Here is a 21,918-nt window from a genome sequence, read left to right as displayed (position 1 = left end):
TGTGATCAAACCGGACAGATCCCTTGAACGACGCCGCCCTGCTGTTCCCCCAGGCTGGCTAGTCGCTGTGGCGGCGGATGCGCCAGAAGCAGGCGCCGCTGACCGCTCGGACCCGGTCCTGCACGCCTGCCTGCGCCAGCGCAACACCAAGGCCCGCCACCCCGACGTCCTCGCCGCCCAATGGCACGAACGCGTCGGCATCCGCAGCTGGAAACAGCCAGGGGGAGCGATTGGGCCTTGGCCCAGGCAAGACCCACTAGTCGGAACGCTCGGCCGACACCATGTCGAACCGCTTCGGGAGCCGATGGACGTCACCGGAGACCATTGCCGGATCGGCGATCGCGTCGGCAGCGGACCCTGGCAGTTCCCCCTCCGCGCACCAGCGCTGCGGAAGGAGCAGGACGCCGGCCGTGAGCAGTACCACGGTCCACAGCCGCAGGGTCCCGAGCACGGGTGCGTCGCCGATGACACCCGGCGCCAGATGCAGGCCCGTGAAGGCGGCCAGAGACCACACCGGGACGGGGCGCTGCAGGCTCAGGAGCTCCCAGCACAGAGCCCCGAGGAGCAGGCCGGCGGTGTAGTAGTCGTAGACGCCCGGGTCCAGCACGATCCGGGCGCCGACCCCCAGCAGCAGCACCGCCTGCCAGCGGCGTCGCACGACCGCGAGCACGCCCAGGCCGCAGCCCAGGCCGAGCTGCGCCATGCGGTCCCACGAGGGCGTCCCGGCCGTGGCGACGCCGAGCGCGCGCAGGGCGGAGGAGGGTTCGTTGACGATGGTGTACTGCGCGGCGGTGAGCGTGCCCGGGTCGGCGATCACGAAGGGCAGCCAGGCGAGCAGGACGGTGGCTGCCGTGTAGACGGCGACGTGGCGCCGCCGAACCCGGGGCGCGGCCAGGACCAGCGGCAGGAAGGCCAGTGCCCAGGGCTTGGAGTCGGCGGCCAGGCCCAGGCAGAGACCCGCCAGCGCCGGGCTGTCCGCGATCAGGGCCCGGACCGCGAGCACGGCGAAGAGCAGCGCCAGCACGTCGTCGAGGTGGCCGTAGTGCACGGACAGCGACTCCCACACGACGAGGAACACGCCCCCGCCCAGGAGCACGGTCCGCCGCAGGGCCGTCGGTCGTCGCAGCAGGTCCGGCCGTGTGAGCACCGCGCAGCGCTCCAGGGTGTGCAGCACCAGCAGGCCGGCGGCTGTCATCGCGAACTGGGCCGCCACCATCCCGTTGTCCGACCCGATCGAGCGCAGCACCTGGGCGCCGACGAAGGCGACCGGACCTATCTGGAGGCCCGGATAGTTCGCGTAGAGGTGCAGGCCGCCCGCCGGGCTCGCGCCGGAACCGTCGAACAGCAGCGCACTGCCGTGGGCGAAGTAGTGCCACGAGTAGCCGCCGCCCGGCATGTACACGAGTAGCCACACCAGCGCCCACAGCCCGAGCGCCCACCGATACCAGGTGCCTCGCAACGACACGTTCCCCACCTCCCCCTCAGCTGATCGCTCGTGTGGGGATCGCTCCCAAGAGAAGGACGTTCCTCCCGACCGGCCGGGTTCCCATCGTTTGGTGTGGCTTTGCTGTGACCTGAGCCGCCGGACGCTCCGCGCCGGCCGACTGGACCGGCACCTGCAGCACCTGTGCCAAGCACAGCATCCCGACTACCTCACCGTGATGCCCTACGCGTCGCTGACCAGCAGATTCATAGGATGTCGGCCACGATCCACGACCGAGTGAGACCCCGGGTGTTCCAGGGTGAAGGCACCCGCGAATGGTGATGACCAGGGCGCCCCCACGCTGTCGGCATTCCGAGTCCGGTCCGCGAGCCTGCGTACTGTCGGCTGCCCTGGCGTGCCCCCACGTACAGGAGGAGCAGCCTCGTGCCTCCGCAGTCGGAAGGTACGGTCGAGCGGGCCGGTCGGCGAGTTCACCCTGGGCGCTCCGCTCGCCACCGCGCCCTGCATGGCCTGGCCGCCATCTGGCTTTTGGCTTCCCAGGACGCGGCTTCGTGCGTGCGCGACGCGTGAGCGGATGGTGCGGCACGGGGCGTCACGAGCGGGATGAGGTACGACGCCGCAGGGTCCTGATCAGGCGAAACAACACCCTGCGGCATCGTCGAGCACCACCCGGCAAGGATTCGATCCCACTCCTGAAGCGGATGTCGCAAGTTCGCATCCTGCCGGGTGCACACAGGCCAGGGGCCTCGCAGAGATCTGGGGCCCTTGGCGTTTCCGGGGCGGGGGACGGTCCACTTTCGCTCGTCGCGGTCGGCGGCGACGAAGAGCCGGCCCTTCGGGCTGGAGACGGCGTTGCCGAAGGCGGTGACCGTGCCGGTCTTCAGGCTGAGGGTGCCGAGACCGCCCTTGGCGGAGACGAACGCCTCGCCCTTGGCGCTGTCCACCACGTAGAGGGTGCCCTCGGTGGAGGTCGCGAAGGCGGTGTCGTCGACCTGCTGGGCTCAGCGGCAGAACGTGGGCGCGCTGCTTCTGCGTCCCCCAGTTCTTGACGAAGACCGCCTGCTGGTCGCCCTGGCCGTCGGGCAGCAGGCTGCCGCCGAGGCCGGGCACGCTGCGCGGGACGAAGGTGGAAGGTTGCACCAGGTAGATGGCGGGCGGGAACGAAGGAGCCCCAGCCGGGATGTGCCCACCGGCTGGGGCTTCCTTGTGTGCGGTGTTACAGGGGGCGGATGTTCTCCGCCTGCGGGCCCTTCTGGCCCTGCGTAACGTCGAACTCGACGTGCTGGCCTTCCCGGAGCTCGCGGAAGCCCTGGGCGGCGATGTTCGAGTAGTGGGCGAAGACGTCTGGGCCGCCGCCTTCCTGCTCGATGAAGCCGAAGCCCTTTTCCGCGTTGAACCACTTCACAGTGCCCTTGGCCATGTGCTGTCTCCTTCGAGGGGCTTGTATCGGGTCCCGCGCCATGCGGGATCCGGAGGTGATCGCCCTGGTCCGGAGAGGCGTTGAACAGCAAAAACGCCCGCGATTGCGATCACGGGCGAACGGGACTTCGGAACCACGACTGCTACTTACGACGCTACACCGGCTGGTAGCACTCGGCGATACAGAAACACCGGCCCGGCACCGACCGGGAGTCGCCGGCGCTCGGAATGTGTGATCCGTCCGGCGTTCCTGGAGCTGCCAGGCATCCCCAAGGAGGACGGTCATGTCCATGCTCGACAAGCTCAAGAGTCTGCTGCATGGCCACGAGGACCAGGCTCAGCAGGGCGTCGAGAAAGCGGGCGACGCCTTGGACGAGCGGACCGGCAGCAAGTACGAGAGCCACGTCGACACGGCGAAGCAGAAGCTCGACGAGCGGCTCGGGCAGCAGCCCCGGACGACCAGCCGTAGGCGGCCCCGCTCACCACAACTTGTCGATCTCGCCCGGACTCAGCGCCATGCGGCTGTTCCGCGACGTGACCCGTGGGGCGACTGGCCGCCACTGACATCCGTCTTCCGAGTGCGGCTCACCTGCCGTCGGGTGAGGCTGTGGTTATGGCTGAGCGTCGAGTGATCGTGTTCCCGCCCGGGGAGGGTGGCGGACGTCGTGTCCAGGTCGACAGCGAGACTCTGGGCACCGCATACAGCCTGCACGACCTGAGCGTGTTTCTTGAGCGTGCAGGCCTGGAGGGGTTGGACGTGGTGGACCTGGTGAACTCGCCGCTGATCGAGTGGCGCGGCGGCGGCCCGGAGGTATGGGAGCACTGAACGCCCCGCCGGAGGCTGGTCGCCGCCGTCGCCCGTTCGGCGCGCAGCGGTCGCCGTCGCACCCGGGTTCGCGTTCGCTGGGAGCGGGCCCGGCATGTGACCGGAGCTCGCCCCCCCCATCAAGCCAAGGAGACACAGCCATGGACCAAGGAAAGATCCATGAGTGGGACGCGGAACCGGGCGAGGGAAGCATCAAGAACGACCGAGGTGGTCCCGTGCTGTACTTCACGGTAGACGACCTCATGATCGACCCCGACGAGATCCATCAGGGGGACACGGTCTCGTTCCGGGTCGAAGGACCCGGAAAAGCAGCCATGGTCAACAAGGCCTGAGCCCGGAAAACAGCATGCGGCAGGCACCACCCCGAAGGTGAACGGGTGGTGCCTGGGCGGGTTTCTGGATCACAGAGATCGGCCGGACGTGATCGAAGGGGCGGTCTGCGAGGACGGCCGTGGGCCGTTCGCGGCAGACGTGCTGCCTGCTGGCCGGCCCAGCCTCCTGCGGGCGACCAGCGAGGCGCGCCGTCTGGAACTGGGGGAACCGGAGTGCACCGACGGTTGCTGCGGTTTGCCGGAGTTCCACTTTGACGCCGGCCAGTACGACGCCGAAGTGGCTCGCGCTGAGGCAGACCGGTGGTGGCAGGTCCACATGTAGCCCAGTGCGGCGCCCCTGCCTGGCTGTGGGCTCTCACTGTCGCCGAGTTCTTGGCCAAGGGGGCGCCCCCAGCCGGCCCGGTGCTGTCGAAACTCGGCGCCGAACCGACCGGGGTCGCGGCCCCCTTGGCTCTGATCGAGGAGGCCGGCGGCCTACGCCGTAGTCGAGGCCTCTGTGCCACACTGGCTCCAGCGGCCGTCTCGCATCCCCCGTCGAGGCGGCCGCTGCTGTGTCAGCCCCGCGGTTCGGGAAGTACGCCGGGCTTCGTCTCCCCTATCTCCACCTCGGCGCAACCGCCACCCTGGAGCTCGGCCTTCTGCCGGTCGGCGCTCTTCTACTAGAAGAAGCACGTCGCCCGTCGGCGCGGCGGCGTGCGCCACAGACGACGACCCAACTACAGGTGTGTCAGGGCACAGGTCGCGGGCGCACCTTCGTCAGGGTTGGGGATGCCGACGGCGGTCACCGGGGCGGCCGGGTGCCCCATGGCGGTGATCGGGATGGCGCCGGGCTCGCCGCGTGGTGCCCAAGCCATGCGCCAGGTGCCGTCCCACTAGCATCCGCAGGGGTGATCCGGGCGCGGGTGCCGTAAGAAGGCGCCGTGCGCGAGGACGGCGCGGGGGATGCGGGGGATGAGTACCGAGGGGTCGTCGCCCGGGTAGAGGCACTGGCGAAGCGCCGTTATTCGGAAGCCGCGGTATTCCCCTGGCGGTTGTCATCGGGCTCTCGGCCGGAGAGACACTTCGCCCAAGGACCCTGTTGTGCCCGCTGAGCAGTACGGCCGTTGGACCAGCACCGACAACGTCGACACCTCGCAGGCAGGCGACCCAGCCGCCGCTGTCGCGCTCGCGTGCGCCCTGCACGCCCTCAACGAGATCTCCAAGGGGGTCGCGCCAGGGCCGGCCGCCGCGGTGGTGACCATCCGCCCGGCCCGGCGGCACGGGTCGTGGAGCTGTGCGACCTGTACAGCGACCGCCCGCAGTTGCGCGACCCGTTCCCGGCCGGCTCGCAGTACGCGGGGCCGCCCGTTCTCGACTCCGCCCTGCAGAGACTTGCCGCATGCCGTTGTAACAACTATGGTTACGATGAGGTCGAAGGGTCGAGGGAGGTCGAGTCCGAGGTGAGTGCCAACAGCAGGCTGACCATTGCGGCGCATGCCCTGACGTGGATCGGGCTGTATCAGCGTCGCGGTCACGAGGTCGCCACCTCCGAGCAGATCGCGACGAGCGTCAACACCAACCCCGTGGTGATCCGCCGCCTGCTGGGCGAGCTGCGCAAGGCCGGCCTGGCCGATTCACGGCGAGGCGCGGGGGCGGGCTGGATGCTCGCGCGGGACCTGGCGGCGATCACTCTGCTCGACGTCTATCAGGCGATCGAACCGGGACCGGTCTTCGCCCTGCATCGCGCGACACCGGACCCCGAGTGCGTCGTGGGCCACGGCATCGGGCCGGCAATGACCGCCGTGTACGAAGACGTGGAGGCCGCCCTGTGCAGGGAGCTGGCCAAGACCACGCTGGAGGACGTACTGCGGGACATCTTGAAAGCCGCCTGACCCCGGACCGTCGACTTCCCCTGACCGAGGGGAGTCGCATTCCACGCCCATCGATGTAACCAAAATAGTTACGTCTATGAAGAGATAGAAGACAAGGACAAGGACGATGACAACAGACACTCAGGCCTCGCGGACCGTGGCCGAGACGTTCCTGGAGCGCCTCGGCCGACAGGACCGCGACGGCATCCAGGAACTGTTCTCCGAGGAGATCGACTGGTATGTCCCCGACAGCACCGCGCTGCCCTGGACCGGGCGCCGCACCCGCCGGGAGGAGGTCGCGCCGTACTTCACCACGATGTGGTCGCACTTTGCGCCCGGCCAGAGCAAGGTCGTGCTGGAGCGCTTCATCGTCGACGGTGGTGACGTGGTGCTGCTGGCGGTCTTCACACACACCGCCGCGGCCAGCGGCAAGGAGTTCACCACACCGGTCGCCATGCACCTGGCGGTCGAGGACGGCCGGATCGCTCGCCTGCACCTGTACGAGGACACGCTGACCGTCGCCGAGGCGTTCAACGCCGGCTGAGCGGAGGGCACTCAGGGGCCCCGGGCAGCCGGGCATGTGCGCAGAGGGTCAGCCGAAACACGGCCGCAGCTGTCGGCGGTTCTCTCTCCCTGGTCGCGTACAGGCGTCCCCAGTCGTCAGACCAGGTGGTGCCATGCCTCGCACTCCTCGACGGGCCGACGCGACTCCTCAAACGAATCAGGTCGAAACGGTGCTCCATGGAAACCATGAGCATCGGCAACACGGAAAGCGGAACGAACAATGAACGAAAACGACCTCCACGCGCAGCGCGAAGCAACAGCCATCCAGTACTTCCGTCTGGTCGATGCCGCCGATCCGGCACTCCTCGAACTCTTCGCGGACGACGCGCAGATGTTCTTCCCGAAGTTCGGAACCGCCAAGGGCCTGGCGCAGATCGGGGCCTTTGCCCAAGGCTTCGCCCGGGGCATCGCTGACATCGAGCACGACATCGCGCACTTCAACGTCCTCACGTCCGGCGACTACGTCGTCGTCGAAGGGTCCGTCAAGGGAGAGACGACATCCGGTGTGGAGTTCCCCGACGGAACCTCATCCTTCGGACTCTTCTGCAACGTGTTCGAGTTCCAGGGCGAAAAGATCAAGAGGCTCCACATCTACGAAGACCCCGACTTCGCAGGCACCCACACAGACGGAGCATCCTGGGGTCAGTCCGTACGTGACAGCATGTAGCCGACACGACCTGTTCGTGACTGCACCGAGGGGACCGATGGGCTTCGCTCTCCCCCCCGCGCGTCAGCGGCCAGCCAGATTCCCCCGCTCGGGCCACTTAAGTACCTGTGCCACATCCTCTTTCCGCAGGTCAACGGGCCCTGGAGCTCGGCCTCCAGCCGGGATCGGGCGGTGCCCGGTCGGGTCATGATGGGGTGAGCACGATCTTCTTTCCGCCGGCCCGTCCGGTGACCACCCGGGCGAACGCGGCCGGTCCCTCGCTCAGCGGCAGGAGTTCCGGTGCGAGTTTCAAGGTTCCCGCGGCGGCCCGCTCCGCCAGCTGGACAAGCTGCGCGGCGTTGGGCTCGACGTAGAGGTCCCAACTCGTGATGCCTCGTTCCTCCGCAGGCGCGTCCGAGGTCAGGGAGCACAGCCGGCCGCCGTCCCGCACCAAGGGTGTGCAGGTCAGACGGCGGGGAGACGCGGCTTCCGTGTCTCTCCGCCGCTACTGATTGTTGTGGAGGTGGTGCAGGCGGGCGGTGACGAGCGTGCGCCATCGGTCACGGGTGGCCTGTTCGCCATCCAGCCACTGCGGCGCAGTGTGGTCGGCGGGGAGGGGCAGGCCGGCCATGAAGGAGGCGATGTCGACGTAGTAGGCGTAGTCGCCGTTCTGGGTCTGTTCGCGCAGCCGGGTAAGGGTGGCGGCGTGTGCGTCGGTCTCGTCGAGGACGGCCTGGTGAAACGCCGCGGCCAGTTCGAGGGTGGGTGTCATGGAGGTGAGGCCGGCGTTGTCGAGCTCGGTGCGCAGGGTGTGGATGCGGTCGTCGAGCGCGAGGTTGCCGGCATCGCGGATGCGGATGAGGGCGGCGATGGCCGCGTTGATCGTGGTGGCGCGCAGGTCGAGGTTGGCGAGGAGCTGGTGGGCGAGGTCGATTTCGTCGTCGGCCTGGTGGGGGTCGTAGAAGGCGACGGCGAGGGCGCGCAGGGCCTGGTTGTGTGCGGCTTCCCCGGCGACGCCGTGCTGCTCGGCTTCGGTCCGCCCGGCGAGGTAGGCGGTGGCCGCACGTTCCGGTTCGCCTTGTAGCCACCACAGGTCGCCCAGGACGCGCTGGTGGCGTCCTTCCCGTCCGAGGGTCTGGGCGGCGGCGTGTGCGGTGGGGAAGTCGCCGGCGAGCCGGGCGGCCTGGGCGAGGCCGCGCCGGGCGGCGGGGGCCAGACGGCCGTTGCCGTCGGCGACCTGCTGGTAGCCGCGGCGTGATTGCTGGCTGTGTCCAGTGTCGCGGTAGGCCTTGGCCCGGTAGTACAGGGCCATCTCTTCGAGTTCGGCGGGCAGGAGACGGGCGTCGAGTACGGCGGTCAGCCGGTCGACGGTGCGGGCGCGGTGTTCGTGCTGGCGGCGGGTGAGGGTGCTGAGGAGTTCGACCAGGGCATCTGCGGCCGTGTCCCGGCGGTCGCCGGTGTCGGGCGGGGCGATCGGCTCCCAGACGGAGTCGCTGATGTAGGCCCAGGCCGCGTCGGTGAGCCAGCCCAGGTCCAGGCGGTGGTCGCGAGCCAGGCGCAGGGCTTGGCGCAGGCAGCCGACCAGGAGGAGCCGGTCGTGGTCGGATCCGGCGTGCCACTGCTGGCCGAGGGCGGTGAAGGCGCGTTCGGCGGCGCGCTGCCAGTCTGCGGGGCTCCAGCGGTCGTCGGTGTGGTCGTCGGCGCCTTGGATGGTGGAGCGGATCAGTTGGTGCAGGTGGTACGGCCAGAGCCCGAAGGGGTTCTCGCGGACGAAGGGGCGCTCGATCAGCCGCATGGCCGGCGCCTCGTGGGCGAGGCCTGCGGCCCGGGTGGCCAGGGGAAGGTCGAAGGCGTCCAGGAGGCTGACCGAGCGCAGGACGTGGCGCTCGTCCGGGGTCAGGTCGGCCAGGGTCCGGGAGATCAGGGCCGGGAAGTCGTGGTCGAAGTCGCCGGGCGTGGGGGTGCGTCCGGTGCGGCGGATCTCCAGGAGGCGCATCACGGAGAGGTCGAGGTAGAGCGGCAGGCCGTGGCTGCGGGCGGTGATCACGGCGCGCAGGTCGTCGGTGATGAGAGGCTGCCCGTTCCGGGAGAGCCGGCGGGCGAGGCAGTCGTCGCAGTCCTCGGGGGCGAAGTCGCCGACCAGGACCTGCCGGCCGCCGCTGGTGGTGGGCAGCGGGGTGCGGGTGTAGGGGGTGTCGGCGCCGGCCAGGCCGGGCCAGGCCTCCGGGCCGGTGAAGTCGAGCTGGCCCTGGAGGCCTTCGTCGGCCCACTGGAGCCGGCCGCGCCCGGTGATCACCCACAAGGCGGTGGGCATCAGCCACACCACGCGCTGGATCAGCCGCTCCAGGTCGCGGCGGGTCCGGTCGCCGACGTCCTCGAAGGTGTCGAGCAGGATGACGGGGGTGACGCGTTTGCGTTCGGGGAGGCGGGCGATCTCCCACGCGAGCAGGTGCGGATAGAAGCTGAGGGCGTCGAGGTCGGGCTCGGCCTCCAACAGGTCGGCCAGCCGCGCGCATCCGGCGAGCGCACGTACCGTCTGGCGGCGCTCGCGCAAGGCCCGCACCAGCGCGCCGGTGACCTGGCCGACGACCGATCCGACCATGCCGGGCAGCGTGAGCATCGAGGCCGCCTCACCGAGCGCGGACTGCATCCGTTCAGGCAGGGCCTGCCCGAACCGGGCGGCCAGCCCGCCGCGGCGCAGGTACTCCTCGATCGGCTCGCCGGGATGGTTTACCTCCCAGTGCCGGCGCAGGGCCAGGTCGAAGGCGGGCAGCGGGCGCCCGACCCGGGCGGCGAGGGCGAGCCGGATCGTGAGCACCAGCTGCTCGAAGTCGGTGCCGGCGGAGCGGGCGAGGTCGATCCGTACGGGCAGGATCCGCCCGTCCGGCCAGCCGGGCTCACCCCACTGGGCCGGGCGCTGCCCGGCGTCGGCGAGAGTCGCCTCAAGCTTGCGGGACAAGGTGGTCTTGTGATCCCGCAGACGCCGTGCAGGACGATCACGTTGTTCCGGGACGCCGCGAGGTCTTCGACGTCGAAGCCGGGGGAGGAGATCCGCCGCAGGTGCTCGGCGAGCGCGTCGGCCACCAGGTCCCACTGCGCCTGCCGGTTGGTGAACGCCTCTTCCGCGCTCACCGTGCGGTCGTTCGTACTGAACAGGGCCCTCAGATCACGGCCGCCGGTCACGCCCACCCCCGAATGAAGATCGCCTGGAGTCAAACCTATGCCCGCCCGGATGCTGTTGGGGAGCGTGCCCCAACCAGCGGCTCCCTGGGCGCCGGCTTCCGGCCGGAGGCAGCTGTGGCCGACGCCGTCGTTGGGGCCCGGTCGGCGAGCCTCGGGGCGGCCACGCAACCGGTCGCTGAAGGCACCGCCCCCGCCACCTGCGGAGATGGATCCGCCGACAGGGACGAGACGTCGCAGGCGAGTTCCTGCAGGGCGCGGCGTACAAGCTCGGAAGCGGCGCTGTGACCCCTGCTCATCCTGTGGTGGGAGACCCGTCACTGACGGGCGAGGCGGCGGGCCCTCCCCGCACGAGCGCACTGTGGATGCGGTGGAGACGTGCTCGCGGCCTCCATGAATACCGAGCAGGTCCTCGGAGCACGGCCTAGGCGCGGAGTTCATTGACGTGGAGTACATGAGAATCGTGCTGCAGTCGGCAGTGCGCCGCTAGACGAGTAGTTCCGATGTGATCAGTGGTCGAAAGCGATGAGTGAGCGTGTGATCGGTGCGCTGGTCTTGTGGTTGTGCCAGATCGCTGCGGCCATCGCCAGGATGCGCTGGGCGACCCGGATCGCGACGCCCTCGAAGGTGCGGCCGCCGTGTTGCTCCAGGTCGAGCTGGCCTTTGAGGGTGTCGTTGACCGATTCGATGAGCTGTCGCACGGCCTTGAGCTGTGGCTCTCCCCGGCGCCGCCGCTCGCGTTTGAAGGATGGACGCAGCAGCTCGATGCCCTGTCTGGCGAGATCGGCCTCGAACTCCTTGGAGGCAAAGCCCTTGTCGCAGATCAGCAACAGGCCGCTGCGGTCGGCGGGCAGGTGGGGTTCGCGGTCGAACATGGCCGCCAGCACCTCGCGTTCGTCGATCTTCGGGGTGGCCAGCGCCCAGGCGACGGGCATCCCGGCCGGGGTGCAGACCAGGTACAGGCGTAAGCCCCAGAAGAACCGGGAGTGGGAGGCGCAGTAGCCGTATCCGGCCCAGCCGGCCAGGTTGGACTGTCTGGCCGTCGGTCTGGACCGGCCGCACTCCACCGGGGTGGAATCGGCGATCCACACGTTGTCGAACCAGAAGGCCGTGTCCGAGGCCAGCAGCCGTATCACCCTTTGACCAGCGGCAGAGCCGCCCGTAACCGCTTGTTGTAGCCTGGGCGTTGAGGCAGGTAGGGGAACATCGAACCGAGATGCGCGTGAGCGAACCTCAGCCAGCGGGCCTCGGAGCGGAAGCCCAGGATGGACTGAGCCACCGCCAGGCAGACGAGTTCGGAGTTGCTGATCCGGGGCGGTCGGCCAATGCCCCGGGTTCCTCCGATCTCGTCGTCGATCTTCACGTAGAGCGCGGTCAAGAGGGTGTTCAGGTCGGTCGTCACAAACTGATCTTGGACGTCCTCGTTGCGTTAGCGAGCGGCGAGTGGTCGGCCGCGCCAGCAGATCTTTCGCTGCGGAGGCGGGCGCACTCATGGCGTTTGGCGGTCAGGACGTCGGGCGGGTAGGGGGAGTAGGGATGTGATGCAGTTCACGGGGGAAGGGTGACAGGGTGTTGTCGCAGGCAGCTGCGACTGTCGACGCATGACGATCACAGATGAGGACTGCCTCGCCGAGACCCTGGCATTCAACGCCCAGTTCGAGGCTACTGCCGCGAGCCGTCCACCTCGTGGGCAAGCGCCGAATGCAGACGTGCTGGCACTTCTGCGGCGCAACCGGCTCGGTGGCGACACGCCACCAGTGCGACTGCCGCAGGGCCAGGACCGCGTCGTCGCGGGCGGGGTGAAGGTCCGGGCGTTCGTGCCGGATCTCGTCGACGGCGTGTACCTGCACATACACGGCGGCGGCTGGGCGTTCGGCTCTGCGGACGGGCAGGACGAGAAGCTGTGGCGGCTTGCCGTGGAAGCCCGGCTGGCCGTGATGAGCGTGGACTACCGCCTGGCACCGGAGCACCCGTTCCCCGCCGGACCCGACGACTGCGAAGCGGCTGCCCGGTGGCTGGTGGACCACGCCGAGTCCGAGTTCGGGACGCGGCGGCTGCTGATCGGTGGCGAGTCGGCCGGTGCCCACCTGAGCGTCCTGACCCTGCTGCGGCTTCGCGACCGGCACGGCATCACCGGCACGTTCCGCGCGGCCAACCTGGCCTTCGGACCGTACGACCTGTCGATGACACCGAGCCAGCGGCTGTTCGGCTCCCGGCGGTTGCTGAGCAACTCCGATTCGGTGCGGGGAAGTTACGAGCTCTTCACGCCCGGAATGGGTCCGGAGGAGCGCCGCGCCCCGGAGGTCTCGCCGCTGTACGCCGATCTGACCGGCCTGCCGTCCGCCCGGATCGTCGTCGGCGCTCAAGATCCGCTACTGGACGACTCTCTCTTCCTGACCCAGCGGTGGCAGGCAGCCGGGACGCCCGTGCAACTTGGCGTCGTCGCGGGCGCGATGCACGGCTTCACCCTGTTCCCGTTGACCATCACCGCACGCGAACAGCAACGGGAGCGGGACTTCCTGGCCGGCGCGTGACGGTAGCGTCGGCCCCATGAACCGCACTCCTCGGCTCTACGCACTGGTGGAAGAGTTGCGCGCGGCGGCGCCGCGACCGTTGACGGTCGCCGCGCTCGCCGCGCGGTTCGAGGTGAGCACGCGCACGGTGCAGCGCGATCTCCAGGCACTTATGGAGGCGGGTGTCCCGGTGCGCACCACAACCGGGCGGGGCGGCGGCTGGTCGATCGACCCGGCGATGACCCTCCCGCCGATCCGCTTCACCGCTGAAGAGGCCGCGGCGCTGGTCGCCGCGCTCGCCGCCGCCGACGCCGCCGCCCCCTTCGCCGGCGCGGTCCGTACGGCGTCCCAGAAGATTGTGGCCTCGATGACCGGCCCCGCCTCGACGGCGGCCCAGCACCTCGCCGCCCGGATCGTCGCGCTGCCGACGCGGACCGTGGAATCGGTCCGGACCGCGGTGGAGCAGGCTCTCACCGACAGCACGGTGCTGCGGCTGTCCTACGTCGACGCGGCCGGGCAGAAGAGCGACCGCGCCGTTGAACCGGCTGGACTGCTCACCGCCGATGGCAAGTGGTACCTCATTGCCTGGTGCCGCACGCGGCAGGCCGGTCGAGGCTTCCGACTGGACCGAATCACCGTGGCGGCTCCGACCGGTGAGCAGGCGCGACCCCATGACCTGGCCGACCTACTGCTCGGCTCGGCCGCCGCCAGCGCGGGGCAGCCCACCGCGCTGGCTTCACTCATACCCCCGCCGTGACAAGACGGCGGCTATGGCCTGCTCGTCAGGTGCCCGTCTCGGTGTCGATGGTCAGCCGCACCCGCGCTCCTCCTGTGATCGGTGCCCCATGATCCTCGTTGCCAGGAGTCCTGTGTCCACAGGGGACCCGGTCGACCCTGCTCGGTATGGATGATCAGCGCACCACGCAGCAGCAGGTCCGGCTCCGGGACAAGATCCTCGACAGTCTCGGGCGGGCGGGCGGGCGGGACGTGCCGGTCCGCGGCCCTTGCGACCCCGTGGCCGCAGCCGCGGCACGACCCCTCGGCGCCACGCCTCTACTCGCAGTAGAGTGGTGGCATGGCAGACGAAACGAGCATCAAGGTGAGCGCGGCCACCCGCGACCGGCTGGCCGCGCTGGCGAGCGAGGAGGGCACCACGATCCGGCAGCTCGTCGAGGAACTCGCCGAGGGCCGGCCGACCCAGGCCGAGTACGCCGAGCGCGCCGAGCAGGCCCGCGCCGAGCTCGCCTCCGTCCTGGGCACCGTGCCCAGCGAGCAGGCCGAGGCCAAGGCCCGCGGCCTCCTTCAGCGTCTCGGCGCCGGCCAGGACCCGGCGGCCGCGTAGTGGGGCAGATCGCGGTCGTCCTGGACCACACCACCGCCACCGCCCTGCACGACCCCAAGGACCCGTACAACGAGGCCGTGGCCGCGTTCTACGTCCAGGCCTCCGGCGGGCTCGGCACCCTGCACGCCCCCGTGCTCTCCCTCACCGCCGGCGACACCGAACGGCCCGGTCTCCTCGCCTACATCAACGGGCTGCGGTTCATCACGATCGAGGCCTACGACACGGAGGCCGCGCTCACATCCACCGAGCTGCTGCGCGCCGGACACTCCTGGGCGGCCGTCCACGCCATCCACGCCGCACGCCCCTCCGCGGACTTCCCCGCGGGCCGCTTCCTGCTCACCCTCACGCCGGAGCTGTACGACGGGACCGGCGTCCAGGCCGTCCACCCCGACCAGTAGCACGACCACCGTAATACTGAGCATGACGGCCGTGATCGCAGAGCAGTTACGGCCGCGACGCGGCACCGCCGGAACTGCGCTACCGGTACTTCAAGCGCACCCGCGACCCGCGCGTGGTCGCCCGCGTCCAGGCGCATCTGCCCTGGCCGTCCTGCTCAGCCGCCTTCGAGGCGAGACGATCTCCATGGACTCTCGCGCCAGGGTGCACCGCCCCCTCCAGAGACGGGGACGTGATCGACCTGGGCGGGCGCTCACTGACCGTCCTGCACCTTCCCGGACACCCCCGGCTGTATCGCCCTCCTCGAAGAACACACGGGAGCACTGTTCACCGGCGACGTCATCTGCAACGGCCACCTCATCGACGACCTCCCCGAATCCGACCCGCAGGCCTACCGGCGCAGCCCGGGACTCCTGGCCGACCTGGACATATCCATCGCCCACCCGGGCCACGGCCGCAGCTTTGACGGGCACCGCCTGCGGGAACTCATACACAACTACCTCAGCGCGCCCGCCGTTAATACCTCTGGCGGAGCGTCGGTGCCAGGCCCCGCCGGGCCCTCGACCGTTAACGCCGTTAATACCCCACTGGCTCAGGACACCGAGAGCTCCCAGCAGGGCCAGACCGATGTCCTGTCTCATTCAATCGAGCCGCTTTCTCAGCGAACCGAGTCGTTTGGGCTTCTGTCTCAGCGAACCTAAGCAATGTCCCGTAATCGATCTTCAGTCTGCGTGGCGGCGGCCCTCCGGCGGGCGACGGTGATCTTGAGCTTGCGGGCGATGCCGAGCATGACGGCTGCACGTAGGCTGCCCCCTGGCTCGGCCTAGTCACTGGGGCAGGCTCGCCTGGGGGTGATTTACCTGATAGCTCGTCATCGGTCTGTAGCTGCAGTATCAGTGGCTCGCCGGGTGGGCAGAGCTCTGGGGCTGGTCGCCGCTGCGGCGGCCGTGCTGGCGGCGCTGCTGTTGTCGCCTTTCGTGCTAGAGGACATCTCCGGCTCCAAGGGGGTGGACTGGAACAGGTTGAGTCAGGTCGGCGCGGCGTACGGCTTCACGTCGGCGATCGTCTCGGCGCTCGCGTTGGCCGGCGTCGCTGCTTCGCTGGTTGTTCAGAACCGCCAGGCCAGGGCGGAGCAGGTCCAGGGGATCCGCAGCTACTACCTTGAGCTGGTCCGCCTGGAACTTGATGACATGGCGCTCTACCAGCCTGTTTGGGGCGCCACGGACATTGCCGATCCCTATGAGCGCAAGCGGCACGTCTATGCCGATCTGATGATGAACTATGCGTGGATGGGCTTCGAAATCGGGACCATTCGCGAGCCTCTCCTGCGGGACATGCTGGCCGGGATGTTCACCGGAGACGCTGGGCGGCACTACTGGAGCAGGGCCAAGATCTCATGGACCGCCAGCTCGTCCGGAAGCCGTATCGGTCGTCGGTTCCTGGCCATCGTGGAGGAGGAGCACGCTCGCGCTATCGCTGCTGGACCACCAACGCCGTCGGCCGTCGCACCTCGTCCACCTGACGTGCCCGTCGCCGGAGCAGCGCCCGCATGGCGGACGTCAGTCGGCGCCCTGATCGGCCTGGGCGCCGGCTTGGCGCTCGGATCGCTCCTGCGCAGCCGACGCTAAAGGTTGTCGGCTACGGGTTGGATGATCACGGTGTAGGTTCGCACAGGCGCGAACGAGTGTTGAGAGACTCCAGCTATGGGATCTTGGGGAACGCTGGGGCCAGCGTTGATGTCTCTCGCGGGCGTCGCCCTCGGCGCGGGCGGGTCGCTGTTGGGCCAGTATCTCGTGTCGCGAGCCAGCACCCGGCAGCTCGAGGTACAGCTGTCAGCCGCGCACCGCGCGGAGCTCAAGGACGTGGTGCTGAAGTTCCTGAGCATTGCCTCACAGGTGGAGAAGACGGCGCTCGCGCGCTCGGATGGCGGCGGCGCTCCGGGCGATGCTGAGCTTGGCCAGCTCGTTGATGACCTTTGGCTCGCGCAGGCGGAAATCGACCTGGCCGCCAGAAGTGAACCCCTGCGGGGCGCTACCTACCGTTATGCCTTCCGCCTTGCTGAGAGGGCCCGGGGTGAGATAGCCGACGCGTCCGCACTTCGCGGGACACAGGTGCAGTTCATGGACGCCGCGTATGAGGATATGTGGCCTGGCCAGCGACGGGCAGCCGGAGATCCCGCGACATCGCAGTGAGACGATCTTGCTGTGGCTGGTGTGATCACGGCGTCAGAGCCGTCTGGACAGCCCCGTTCACCGGGCTGAGCTCGCGTCAGTTCAGCAAGCTGATCACGGCGCTGCGGCGCGAGGGCGCGGACCCGGTGCGTAGAGGCCGACCGTGGAGTCTGCCGTTGGAGGATCGGGTGCTGCTGGTCGCCGCCTACTGGCGGACGAACCTGACTCTCCGCCAGCTCGCCCCGCTGTTCGGCATCTCGAAGTCGGCGGCAGACCGGATCATCGACCACCTCGGCCCGCTGATGTCCCTGCAGCCGCGGCGCCGGTTCTTCAAGGACGCCGTGCTGATAGTGGACGGCACCCTCGTGCCCACCCGCGACCACGAGGTAGCCGAGCAGTCCAAGAACTATCGGTACTCCACCAACCACCAAGTCGTGATCGACGCCGACAGCCGACTCGTCGTCGTGGTCGGTCGACCGCTGCCCGGCAACCGCAACGACTGCAAGGCGTGGCAACTGTCCGGAGCCAAGGACGCCGTCGGCAGGACCACGATGATCGCGGACGGCGGCTATCGGGGCACCGGACTGGTGATTCCACATCGCCGTGAGCGCGGTCAGACCGGACTGCCGGCGTGGAAAGAGGAACACAACGCCTCCCACCGCAAGGTCCGCGCCCGGGTCGAGCATGCCTTTGCCCGCATGAAGGGCTGGAAGATCCTCCGCGACTGCCGCCTGAAAGGCGACGGAGTCCACCACGCCATGCGCGGCGTCGCCCGCTTGCACAACCTCGTCCTCACGGGATAGCAGCAGATACCACCGGTCGGCCCACTGCGCCCCCCAACCCGTAGAAGATCGTTTGCAGGACAGCCCTTAGCGCGCGACCGAGGGCGCTGGGGGTGCTGGATGGCCGTACCGGCTGGGATGGATCAGACAGGGCCGCGCGTCGAGTTGTCGTGCGTCGACGCGGTACACGGGCGCCGTCGACGTCCGCTGCGGACTGGGTGACGAGCCGGTTCGAGGATGTTGATCCGGTGCGTACGTTCCGGTGGTCGCGCGGTGAACGTCATTTCACGGGGTGGTACTGGTCGGGAGCCCGCTCCACCCTCACTACCGCTGCTGAGCCTGAATACAGTCTGCTCGCGCTCCGAGCGACGGGGGCATCGGGTTCACCCCGGCGGTCCTGTGAGGGCCTTGATGGCGGGGCGGAGCAACGCGGCGATGTGATCCGCAGGAACCTCACGAAACGCGGCCAGGCCGAGGAGCTGGTGGCCGATGGTCACGCCCAGCAAGGCGGTGACAACCAGTGCGGCGCGCAGTTCGGGATCCTCGGCAGCGGGCAGGGCGGCACCGACGCTGTCGATCTGCCGGCCGAGAGTGGCACGGACGTGATCGGCTGCAGCCTGGTCGGTAAGCATGGACCGCATCATCGCCAGCGTGCCTTCGGGAAGACCGCCGAGCTTGAGGCCGAGCGAGGCCAGCAACTGATCGACGAGTGCGTCGGTATCGGTGGCCGTCAGCGCGGCGGGGACCACCCGCACGGCTTGGCTGAACAGCTCCCGCTTCGAGCCGAAGTACTGCATGACCAGAGCCGGATCGACGCTCGCCGCGGCCGCCACGGCACGAATGGTGGTGCGCTCGAATCCCTTCTCGGCGAACAACTCCCGGGCGCTGTCGAGGATGCGCACCTCGGTTGCTCGCCGTCGGTCGGCGCGGGACTGGCGAGAAGTGGACACCGATTCACTCTACAGCCGTTGACCGAACGTCCGACCGACTCTACGTTGAGTGGGTCAACAAGTGTTGAGCGAATGGAATCACCTCCGTGTCGGATCTGGATACAGCCGCTGCTCGCACCCCTCACGAGGTGCTGACCTGCTACTACCAGGCCATGCTCGACAAGTCCCCGGACGATCTCGCCGATCTCTACACCATCGACGCGGTGCACGAGTTCCCGTTCTCCTCACCCGGCTTCCCCTCGAGCTTCGAAGGGCGGGAGGCCGTGCGCGCCGGCTACAGGGCAGCCTGGAGTGCCAGCCCCATCCAGGTGGAGGAGGTCAGGAGGGTCGCGGCCTACGAGACCACCGATCCCGAAGTGATCGTCGCCGAGCATGTCGTGCTGGGAACGCTGCCGACCAGGCTCACCACGTTCACCGTCCCCGGCCTCCTGATAGTCCACGTCCGCAACGGACTGATCACGCGAGTCCGCGACTACATGGACGGCTTCGGCGTCTCCAGCGCGAGAAAGTGAGGGCCCCGAGCAGTACAACGGCAGCCTGACCCGAGACGGGACGGCACTCAGCCCGTTCGGCCCCGACTCTCGAGAACTGTCTCAACGGATCAAGTCCTTGCGTCTCACCCAATCCAGTCCATGCAGGTCAGCGCAAGGATGGACGACTGACTTCGTTGAGACAGGACATGTGCCTCCCGGCCGTCAGGGTCCTCTGGTTGCATCAGGGAGCGTTTGTTGTCCGCGGACAACGTCCGGGGCGCCAGCGCGACCGGAAGATTGGATGGAGTGCCCCTGACCGCGCGTCCGCCGCCAGGGGCACTCAACAGCAAAGCCTCGCTCGTCAGGCTGGCGCGTACGACTCGCCGCCATAGTCTGCGGAAACACAGAATGGCCCGTTCGCCCCGTGCCGGCCGCGGGGCGAACGGGCCATGTGCCGTGCGCGGTGTTGTGTGTCAGTCCGCCCAGGTCGCGGATGTCGGGTCCTGGTCGGCGTTGGGAATGCCGTCGGCCGGGGTGGGGCTCGATCTGGTTGGACACGCTCGAAGGCGGCAGCGTCGGGGGACGATGTTCGGCTGAGGGCGGGCCTGGGCGTGCAGCAAGCCGACTGGTCAGCCGCCGGACCAGTCGGGGGCGCCGAGGGTGTAGAGGAAGACGGCGACCGAGGCCAGGGTGAACGCGATCAGCGCCACACGCTGCCAAGGGATAAGCCGCAGCATTGAAGACTCCTTGAGGTCGGTGGGGCGGAGTGTGTCCGCCGGCGGATCCGTCAGCCGCCGGTCATATCGGGGGCGCCGAGGGTGTAGAGGAGGACGGCGACCGAGGCCAGGGTGAACGCGATCAGCGTCAGGCGCTGCCAGGGAAGGGCGTGGGACATGGCTGGGTCCTTTCTTGAGCGGTGTGGGCCGGGTGGTGCATGGCGGTTGCGACGAGCAGAGCCGCGGCGATCGCCAGGAGCACGTCGCCGATGCTGATGACGGCGTGCAGAGGCGGAACGGGGATGGTGTCGCCCAGGGCGAGCAGACGGGTGCCGTGACCGGCCGGCACGTTCTTGGCAGTCTGGGATCCGGCGCGCAGCCCGGCGACGGCCGCGGCGGAGGGGCTGTAGGGCATCCGGCCGTTGACGGCGATCGGCACAGCATTGAGAACGGCACCCGTGAGCGCCAGTCCCACCCCCGCTTTCAACGGCCGGTTCCTGCCTCGTGCGTTGACGCCCAGCCAGAGGAGCGCAAGGGCGAAGGCCAACGCGAGCAGCGGTGCCCTGAGATGGCGCCCGGAAGCGCCGGGAAGGCTGGTGGTGGCCAGTTGCGCGACCTGCACGGCGGCCGCGAGCCACAGCAGCCACAGCCGTCGCAGCCGCACGCCCGGCAGCCTGCTCAGCCGGCCACCGCTGAGATACCCCGCAACCGCTCCGACGGCAACCGGTCCCCCGAACAGGATCAGCGCGGTCGCGCCCATGGCCTCACCCAGCAGGCGACACGCCCCTCCACGCTCATGCCCCACCTCACTGCACTCTGGCGCCGCCGAACCCGAGCGTTCCTGGGCGCGACTCCCCCAGCCCGACCGGGCATGACTGATCCCTTCGCTGCACGCACGCACCCGTGCGTCCCATCACGAAACTAGGGTCGGCAACACACTGTGGGAAGTGTCCAACTGCACAGTGAGGAGAGGATTCCGGTGCCGCCGTGCACAGCGAACCAGACCAGCGACCCGGCATGAACAGGCCATGCTGCAAGTCCAGTTACAGACGCCTTCGGCAGTACTTGGCAGCAGCGGCCTCCATGACGCCGACCCATCACTGGTCCCCGAGGAAGACGAAGCCGACCGCATACAGGTGGCCCTCGATGGGGTCCTCGATCCCCACGACGCGCAGACCCCAGGCGACGATGAACCCGTGCTCGGCGGCGACGTCGCCCGTACCGGTCCATGGGGTCGGCTTCTTCCTGGCGGTGAGCATCACGGTGAACTCTGCGACGGCCCTCTGGCGGCCGGGGTGGAGGAGACCGGTGCGTGGCCCCAGCGGCGGAAACGGGCCGTCACGCGGCCGGACGGGCCAGGGCGGACTTGTGGTTGTCGCGGTGGGTGATCTGGATGGACTCGGCAAGAGCGCGCAGGCCCTGGGGCTCACCGACGGCGCCGACTGGTGAAGAGGCGGTGTTCCAACCCTGCGCTGTTCAGTCGGGTCAGCAGGCGCCACTCGGAGTCGCGCACTTGGACCGCAGGCTGTGCGCCCTGTCGATACGCACGATGCCCCGGGCCGGATGCCTCGGGCCGTCTGAGCCTCACGCGCCCAGCGCCCGGCGCATCCCGGGGGCGAGGGACGGGGCGACGGCGGCCTGAGGGCTGCGGCCGGGGGCGCAGGTCGCTGCCGACGAGGTTACGAACCCTCCGTGAACGCGTTGGCGTGGTCGGCGGCCCACTGACGAAACGTTCGCGGCGCCGTCCCGAGGATGTCGGCCACCGCAGTGGTGATGTACGCGGGCTGTCCGACCGCTGCGCTCCACGGCGGGCGAGGCGCAGAAGGCCATAGCAGCCGCCACGGCCCCACGGCAGCGGCGCAGGCTGGCGAGTGAGGAGCGGGGTGCGGCTTCCACCGTTAACGGTGTTAATACCGCCGATGATGCGTCGGCTTCAGGCTCCGCGTCCGCGTCGACGGTTAACGCCGTTAATACCCCACTGGCTCAGGACACCGAGAGCTCCCAGCAGGGCCAGGCGGAGCAGCCCCGTCGGCTGCCGTACGACGACGCCTTCTCTGTCGTCGCACACCTGCACTTGAAGATGGAGCCGGCGGCCTTCGTGCAGGGCGCGCGGGTGTGGCTGACGATCCTGCGTGAGAAGCAGCCGGAGGCGTACAGCGTGCTGCTCCGGGAGCTGGCCGAGCAGGAGAAGCAACCAGTGTGAGTCTCCAAACTGGGCCGGAACGCAAAAAGGCCCGTGCGCCCCGTGAATCCATCGCGGGGCGCACGGGCCTTCGCCGTGTGGTCGTGTGGTCATGTGCGTCAGACTGGCCGA

The 21,918-nt window shown here is 69.1% G+C and carries 23 protein-coding genes and 2 pseudogenes; 15 read left to right on the top strand and 10 right to left on the bottom strand.

Features of this window, described 5'->3' with window-relative positions; genetic code table 11:
* Nucleotides 1-256: 256 nt before the first annotated feature.
* The 3 genes from ACFC8N_RS46190 to ACFC8N_RS46180 all read right to left on the bottom strand — a co-directional run bounded on the left by ACFC8N_RS46190 (nt 257) and on the right by ACFC8N_RS46180 (nt 2,864).
* Nucleotides 257-1,465 (bottom strand): hypothetical protein, encoded by a 1,209-nt coding sequence (locus ACFC8N_RS46190; RefSeq protein ID WP_376295673.1) that lies wholly within the window; start codon nt 1,463-1,465, stop codon nt 257-259.
* Between the two features lie 449 nt (nt 1,466-1,914).
* Nucleotides 1,915-2,388, bottom strand: a complete 474-nt coding sequence (locus ACFC8N_RS46185) for a hypothetical protein (protein WP_376295672.1) — start codon at nt 2,386-2,388, stop codon at nt 1,915-1,917.
* Between the two features lie 272 nt (nt 2,389-2,660).
* Nucleotides 2,661-2,864 carry a cold-shock protein gene (locus ACFC8N_RS46180; protein ID WP_376295671.1) on the bottom strand — a complete coding sequence of 68 codons (204 nt, stop codon included), beginning with the start codon at nt 2,862-2,864 and terminating at the stop codon, nt 2,661-2,663.
* 283 nt (nt 2,865-3,147) lie between these two features.
* Between ACFC8N_RS46180 and ACFC8N_RS46175 the strand changes: the two genes are divergently transcribed.
* The 3 genes from ACFC8N_RS46175 (at nt 3,148) to ACFC8N_RS46165 (ending at nt 4,021) form a co-directional block, all read left to right on the top strand.
* Nucleotides 3,148-3,495 (top strand): antitoxin, encoded by a 348-nt coding sequence (locus ACFC8N_RS46175; protein ID WP_376295669.1) that lies wholly within the window; start codon nt 3,148-3,150, stop codon nt 3,493-3,495.
* Complete coding sequence (locus tag ACFC8N_RS46170; RefSeq protein ID WP_356035719.1) at nt 3,477-3,689, top strand: hypothetical protein; 213 nt, start codon at nt 3,477-3,479, stop codon at nt 3,687-3,689. The genes ACFC8N_RS46175 and ACFC8N_RS46170 overlap by 19 nt, the downstream gene beginning before the upstream one ends.
* A gap of 140 nt (nt 3,690-3,829) precedes the next feature.
* Nucleotides 3,830-4,021, top strand: a complete 192-nt coding sequence (locus tag ACFC8N_RS46165) for a hypothetical protein (protein WP_356035722.1) — start codon at nt 3,830-3,832, stop codon at nt 4,019-4,021.
* A 716-nt stretch (nt 4,022-4,737) separates the two neighbouring features.
* Here the strand turns inward: ACFC8N_RS46165 and ACFC8N_RS46160 are convergent.
* A complete protein-coding gene (locus tag ACFC8N_RS46160) occupies nt 4,738-4,875 on the bottom strand; it encodes a hypothetical protein (protein ID WP_376295667.1) in 138 nt (45 codons plus the stop codon).
* A 585-nt stretch (nt 4,876-5,460) separates the two neighbouring features.
* Here ACFC8N_RS46160 and ACFC8N_RS46155 point away from each other — a divergent pair.
* The 3 genes from ACFC8N_RS46155 to ACFC8N_RS46145 all read left to right on the top strand — a co-directional run bounded on the left by ACFC8N_RS46155 (nt 5,461) and on the right by ACFC8N_RS46145 (nt 7,102).
* Complete coding sequence (locus ACFC8N_RS46155; protein ID WP_362821901.1) at nt 5,461-5,892, top strand: Rrf2 family transcriptional regulator; 432 nt, start codon at nt 5,461-5,463, stop codon at nt 5,890-5,892.
* A gap of 106 nt (nt 5,893-5,998) precedes the next feature.
* Nucleotides 5,999-6,415, top strand: coding sequence for a nuclear transport factor 2 family protein (locus ACFC8N_RS46150; protein ID WP_376295665.1), 417 nt, complete (start codon nt 5,999-6,001; stop codon nt 6,413-6,415).
* Nucleotides 6,416-6,655: 240 nt separating this feature from the next.
* Entirely contained in the window at nt 6,656-7,102 is a 447-nt protein-coding gene (locus tag ACFC8N_RS46145) for a nuclear transport factor 2 family protein (RefSeq protein ID WP_071386727.1), read from the top strand.
* A 184-nt stretch (nt 7,103-7,286) separates the two neighbouring features.
* Here the strand turns inward: ACFC8N_RS46145 and ACFC8N_RS46140 are convergent, their stop codons facing one another.
* The 3 genes and pseudogenes from ACFC8N_RS46140 to ACFC8N_RS46130 form a co-directional block, all read right to left on the bottom strand.
* A complete protein-coding gene (locus tag ACFC8N_RS46140) occupies nt 7,287-7,532 on the bottom strand; it encodes a zinc-binding dehydrogenase (protein WP_376295663.1) in 246 nt (81 codons plus the stop codon).
* A 54-nt stretch (nt 7,533-7,586) separates the two neighbouring features.
* Nucleotides 7,587-10,040 carry an ATP/GTP-binding protein gene (locus tag ACFC8N_RS46135; protein ID WP_376295662.1) on the bottom strand — a complete coding sequence of 818 codons (2,454 nt, stop codon included), beginning with the start codon at nt 10,038-10,040 and terminating at the stop codon, nt 7,587-7,589.
* Nucleotides 10,041-10,770: 730 nt separating this feature from the next.
* A pseudogene (locus ACFC8N_RS46130) lies at nt 10,771-11,663 on the bottom strand (IS982 family transposase).
* Between the two features lie 199 nt (nt 11,664-11,862).
* Here ACFC8N_RS46130 and ACFC8N_RS46125 point away from each other — a divergent pair.
* The 7 genes and pseudogenes from ACFC8N_RS46125 (at nt 11,863) to ACFC8N_RS46095 (ending at nt 17,486) form a co-directional block, all read left to right on the top strand.
* Nucleotides 11,863-12,795, top strand: a complete 933-nt coding sequence (locus ACFC8N_RS46125; protein ID WP_376295660.1) for an alpha/beta hydrolase — start codon at nt 11,863-11,865, stop codon at nt 12,793-12,795.
* Nucleotides 12,796-12,811: 16 nt separating this feature from the next.
* Complete coding sequence (locus ACFC8N_RS46120) at nt 12,812-13,531, top strand: helix-turn-helix transcriptional regulator (RefSeq protein ID WP_376295658.1); 720 nt, start codon at nt 12,812-12,814, stop codon at nt 13,529-13,531.
* 318 nt (nt 13,532-13,849) lie between these two features.
* Nucleotides 13,850-14,116: a hypothetical protein gene (locus ACFC8N_RS46115; RefSeq protein ID WP_356035745.1), complete on the top strand. Its 267-nt coding sequence runs from the start codon at nt 13,850-13,852 to the stop codon at nt 14,114-14,116.
* Nucleotides 14,116-14,514, top strand: coding sequence for a hypothetical protein (locus tag ACFC8N_RS46110; RefSeq protein ID WP_356035748.1), 399 nt, complete (start codon nt 14,116-14,118; stop codon nt 14,512-14,514). The genes ACFC8N_RS46115 and ACFC8N_RS46110 overlap by 1 nt, the downstream gene beginning before the upstream one ends.
* Before the next feature lie 906 nt (nt 14,515-15,420).
* The gene (locus ACFC8N_RS46105; RefSeq protein ID WP_376295657.1) at nt 15,421-16,140 is read left to right on the top strand and encodes a DUF6082 family protein; all 720 of its coding nucleotides are present in this window, start codon (nt 15,421-15,423) and stop codon (nt 16,138-16,140) included.
* 108 nt (nt 16,141-16,248) lie between these two features.
* Nucleotides 16,249-16,704 carry a hypothetical protein gene (locus ACFC8N_RS46100; protein WP_376295655.1) on the top strand — a complete coding sequence of 152 codons (456 nt, stop codon included), beginning with the start codon at nt 16,249-16,251 and terminating at the stop codon, nt 16,702-16,704.
* A 12-nt stretch (nt 16,705-16,716) separates the two neighbouring features.
* A pseudogene (locus tag ACFC8N_RS46095) lies at nt 16,717-17,486 on the top strand (transposase).
* Nucleotides 17,487-17,848: 362 nt separating this feature from the next.
* On the opposite strand, the gene ACFC8N_RS46090 reads toward ACFC8N_RS46095, so the two are convergent.
* A complete protein-coding gene (locus ACFC8N_RS46090) occupies nt 17,849-18,415 on the bottom strand; it encodes a TetR/AcrR family transcriptional regulator (RefSeq protein WP_376295654.1) in 567 nt (188 codons plus the stop codon).
* Between the two features lie 86 nt (nt 18,416-18,501).
* Between ACFC8N_RS46090 and ACFC8N_RS46085 the strand changes: the two genes are divergently transcribed.
* Nucleotides 18,502-18,927, top strand: a complete 426-nt coding sequence (locus tag ACFC8N_RS46085) for a nuclear transport factor 2 family protein (protein ID WP_376295653.1) — start codon at nt 18,502-18,504, stop codon at nt 18,925-18,927.
* A gap of 825 nt (nt 18,928-19,752) precedes the next feature.
* Here the strand turns inward: ACFC8N_RS46085 and ACFC8N_RS46080 are convergent.
* On the bottom strand, nt 19,753-20,364 hold the full coding sequence (locus ACFC8N_RS46080) for a DUF5317 family protein (RefSeq protein WP_376295651.1): 612 nt from the start codon (nt 20,362-20,364) through the stop codon (nt 19,753-19,755).
* 337 nt (nt 20,365-20,701) lie between these two features.
* Nucleotides 20,702-20,863: a hypothetical protein gene (locus ACFC8N_RS46075; protein ID WP_362821856.1), complete on the bottom strand. Its 162-nt coding sequence runs from the start codon at nt 20,861-20,863 to the stop codon at nt 20,702-20,704.
* A gap of 815 nt (nt 20,864-21,678) precedes the next feature.
* Between ACFC8N_RS46075 and ACFC8N_RS46070 the strand changes: the two genes are divergently transcribed.
* Nucleotides 21,679-21,807, top strand: coding sequence for a hypothetical protein (locus ACFC8N_RS46070; protein WP_376295650.1), 129 nt, complete (start codon nt 21,679-21,681; stop codon nt 21,805-21,807).
* Nucleotides 21,808-21,918 lie beyond the last annotated feature (111 nt).

The sequence above is a fragment of the Streptomyces sp. NPDC055966 genome (assembly GCF_042269865.1).
Taxonomy (GTDB): domain Bacteria; phylum Actinomycetota; class Actinomycetes; order Streptomycetales; family Streptomycetaceae; genus Streptomyces.
This window is presented reverse-complemented; position numbering and strand designations above follow the sequence as displayed.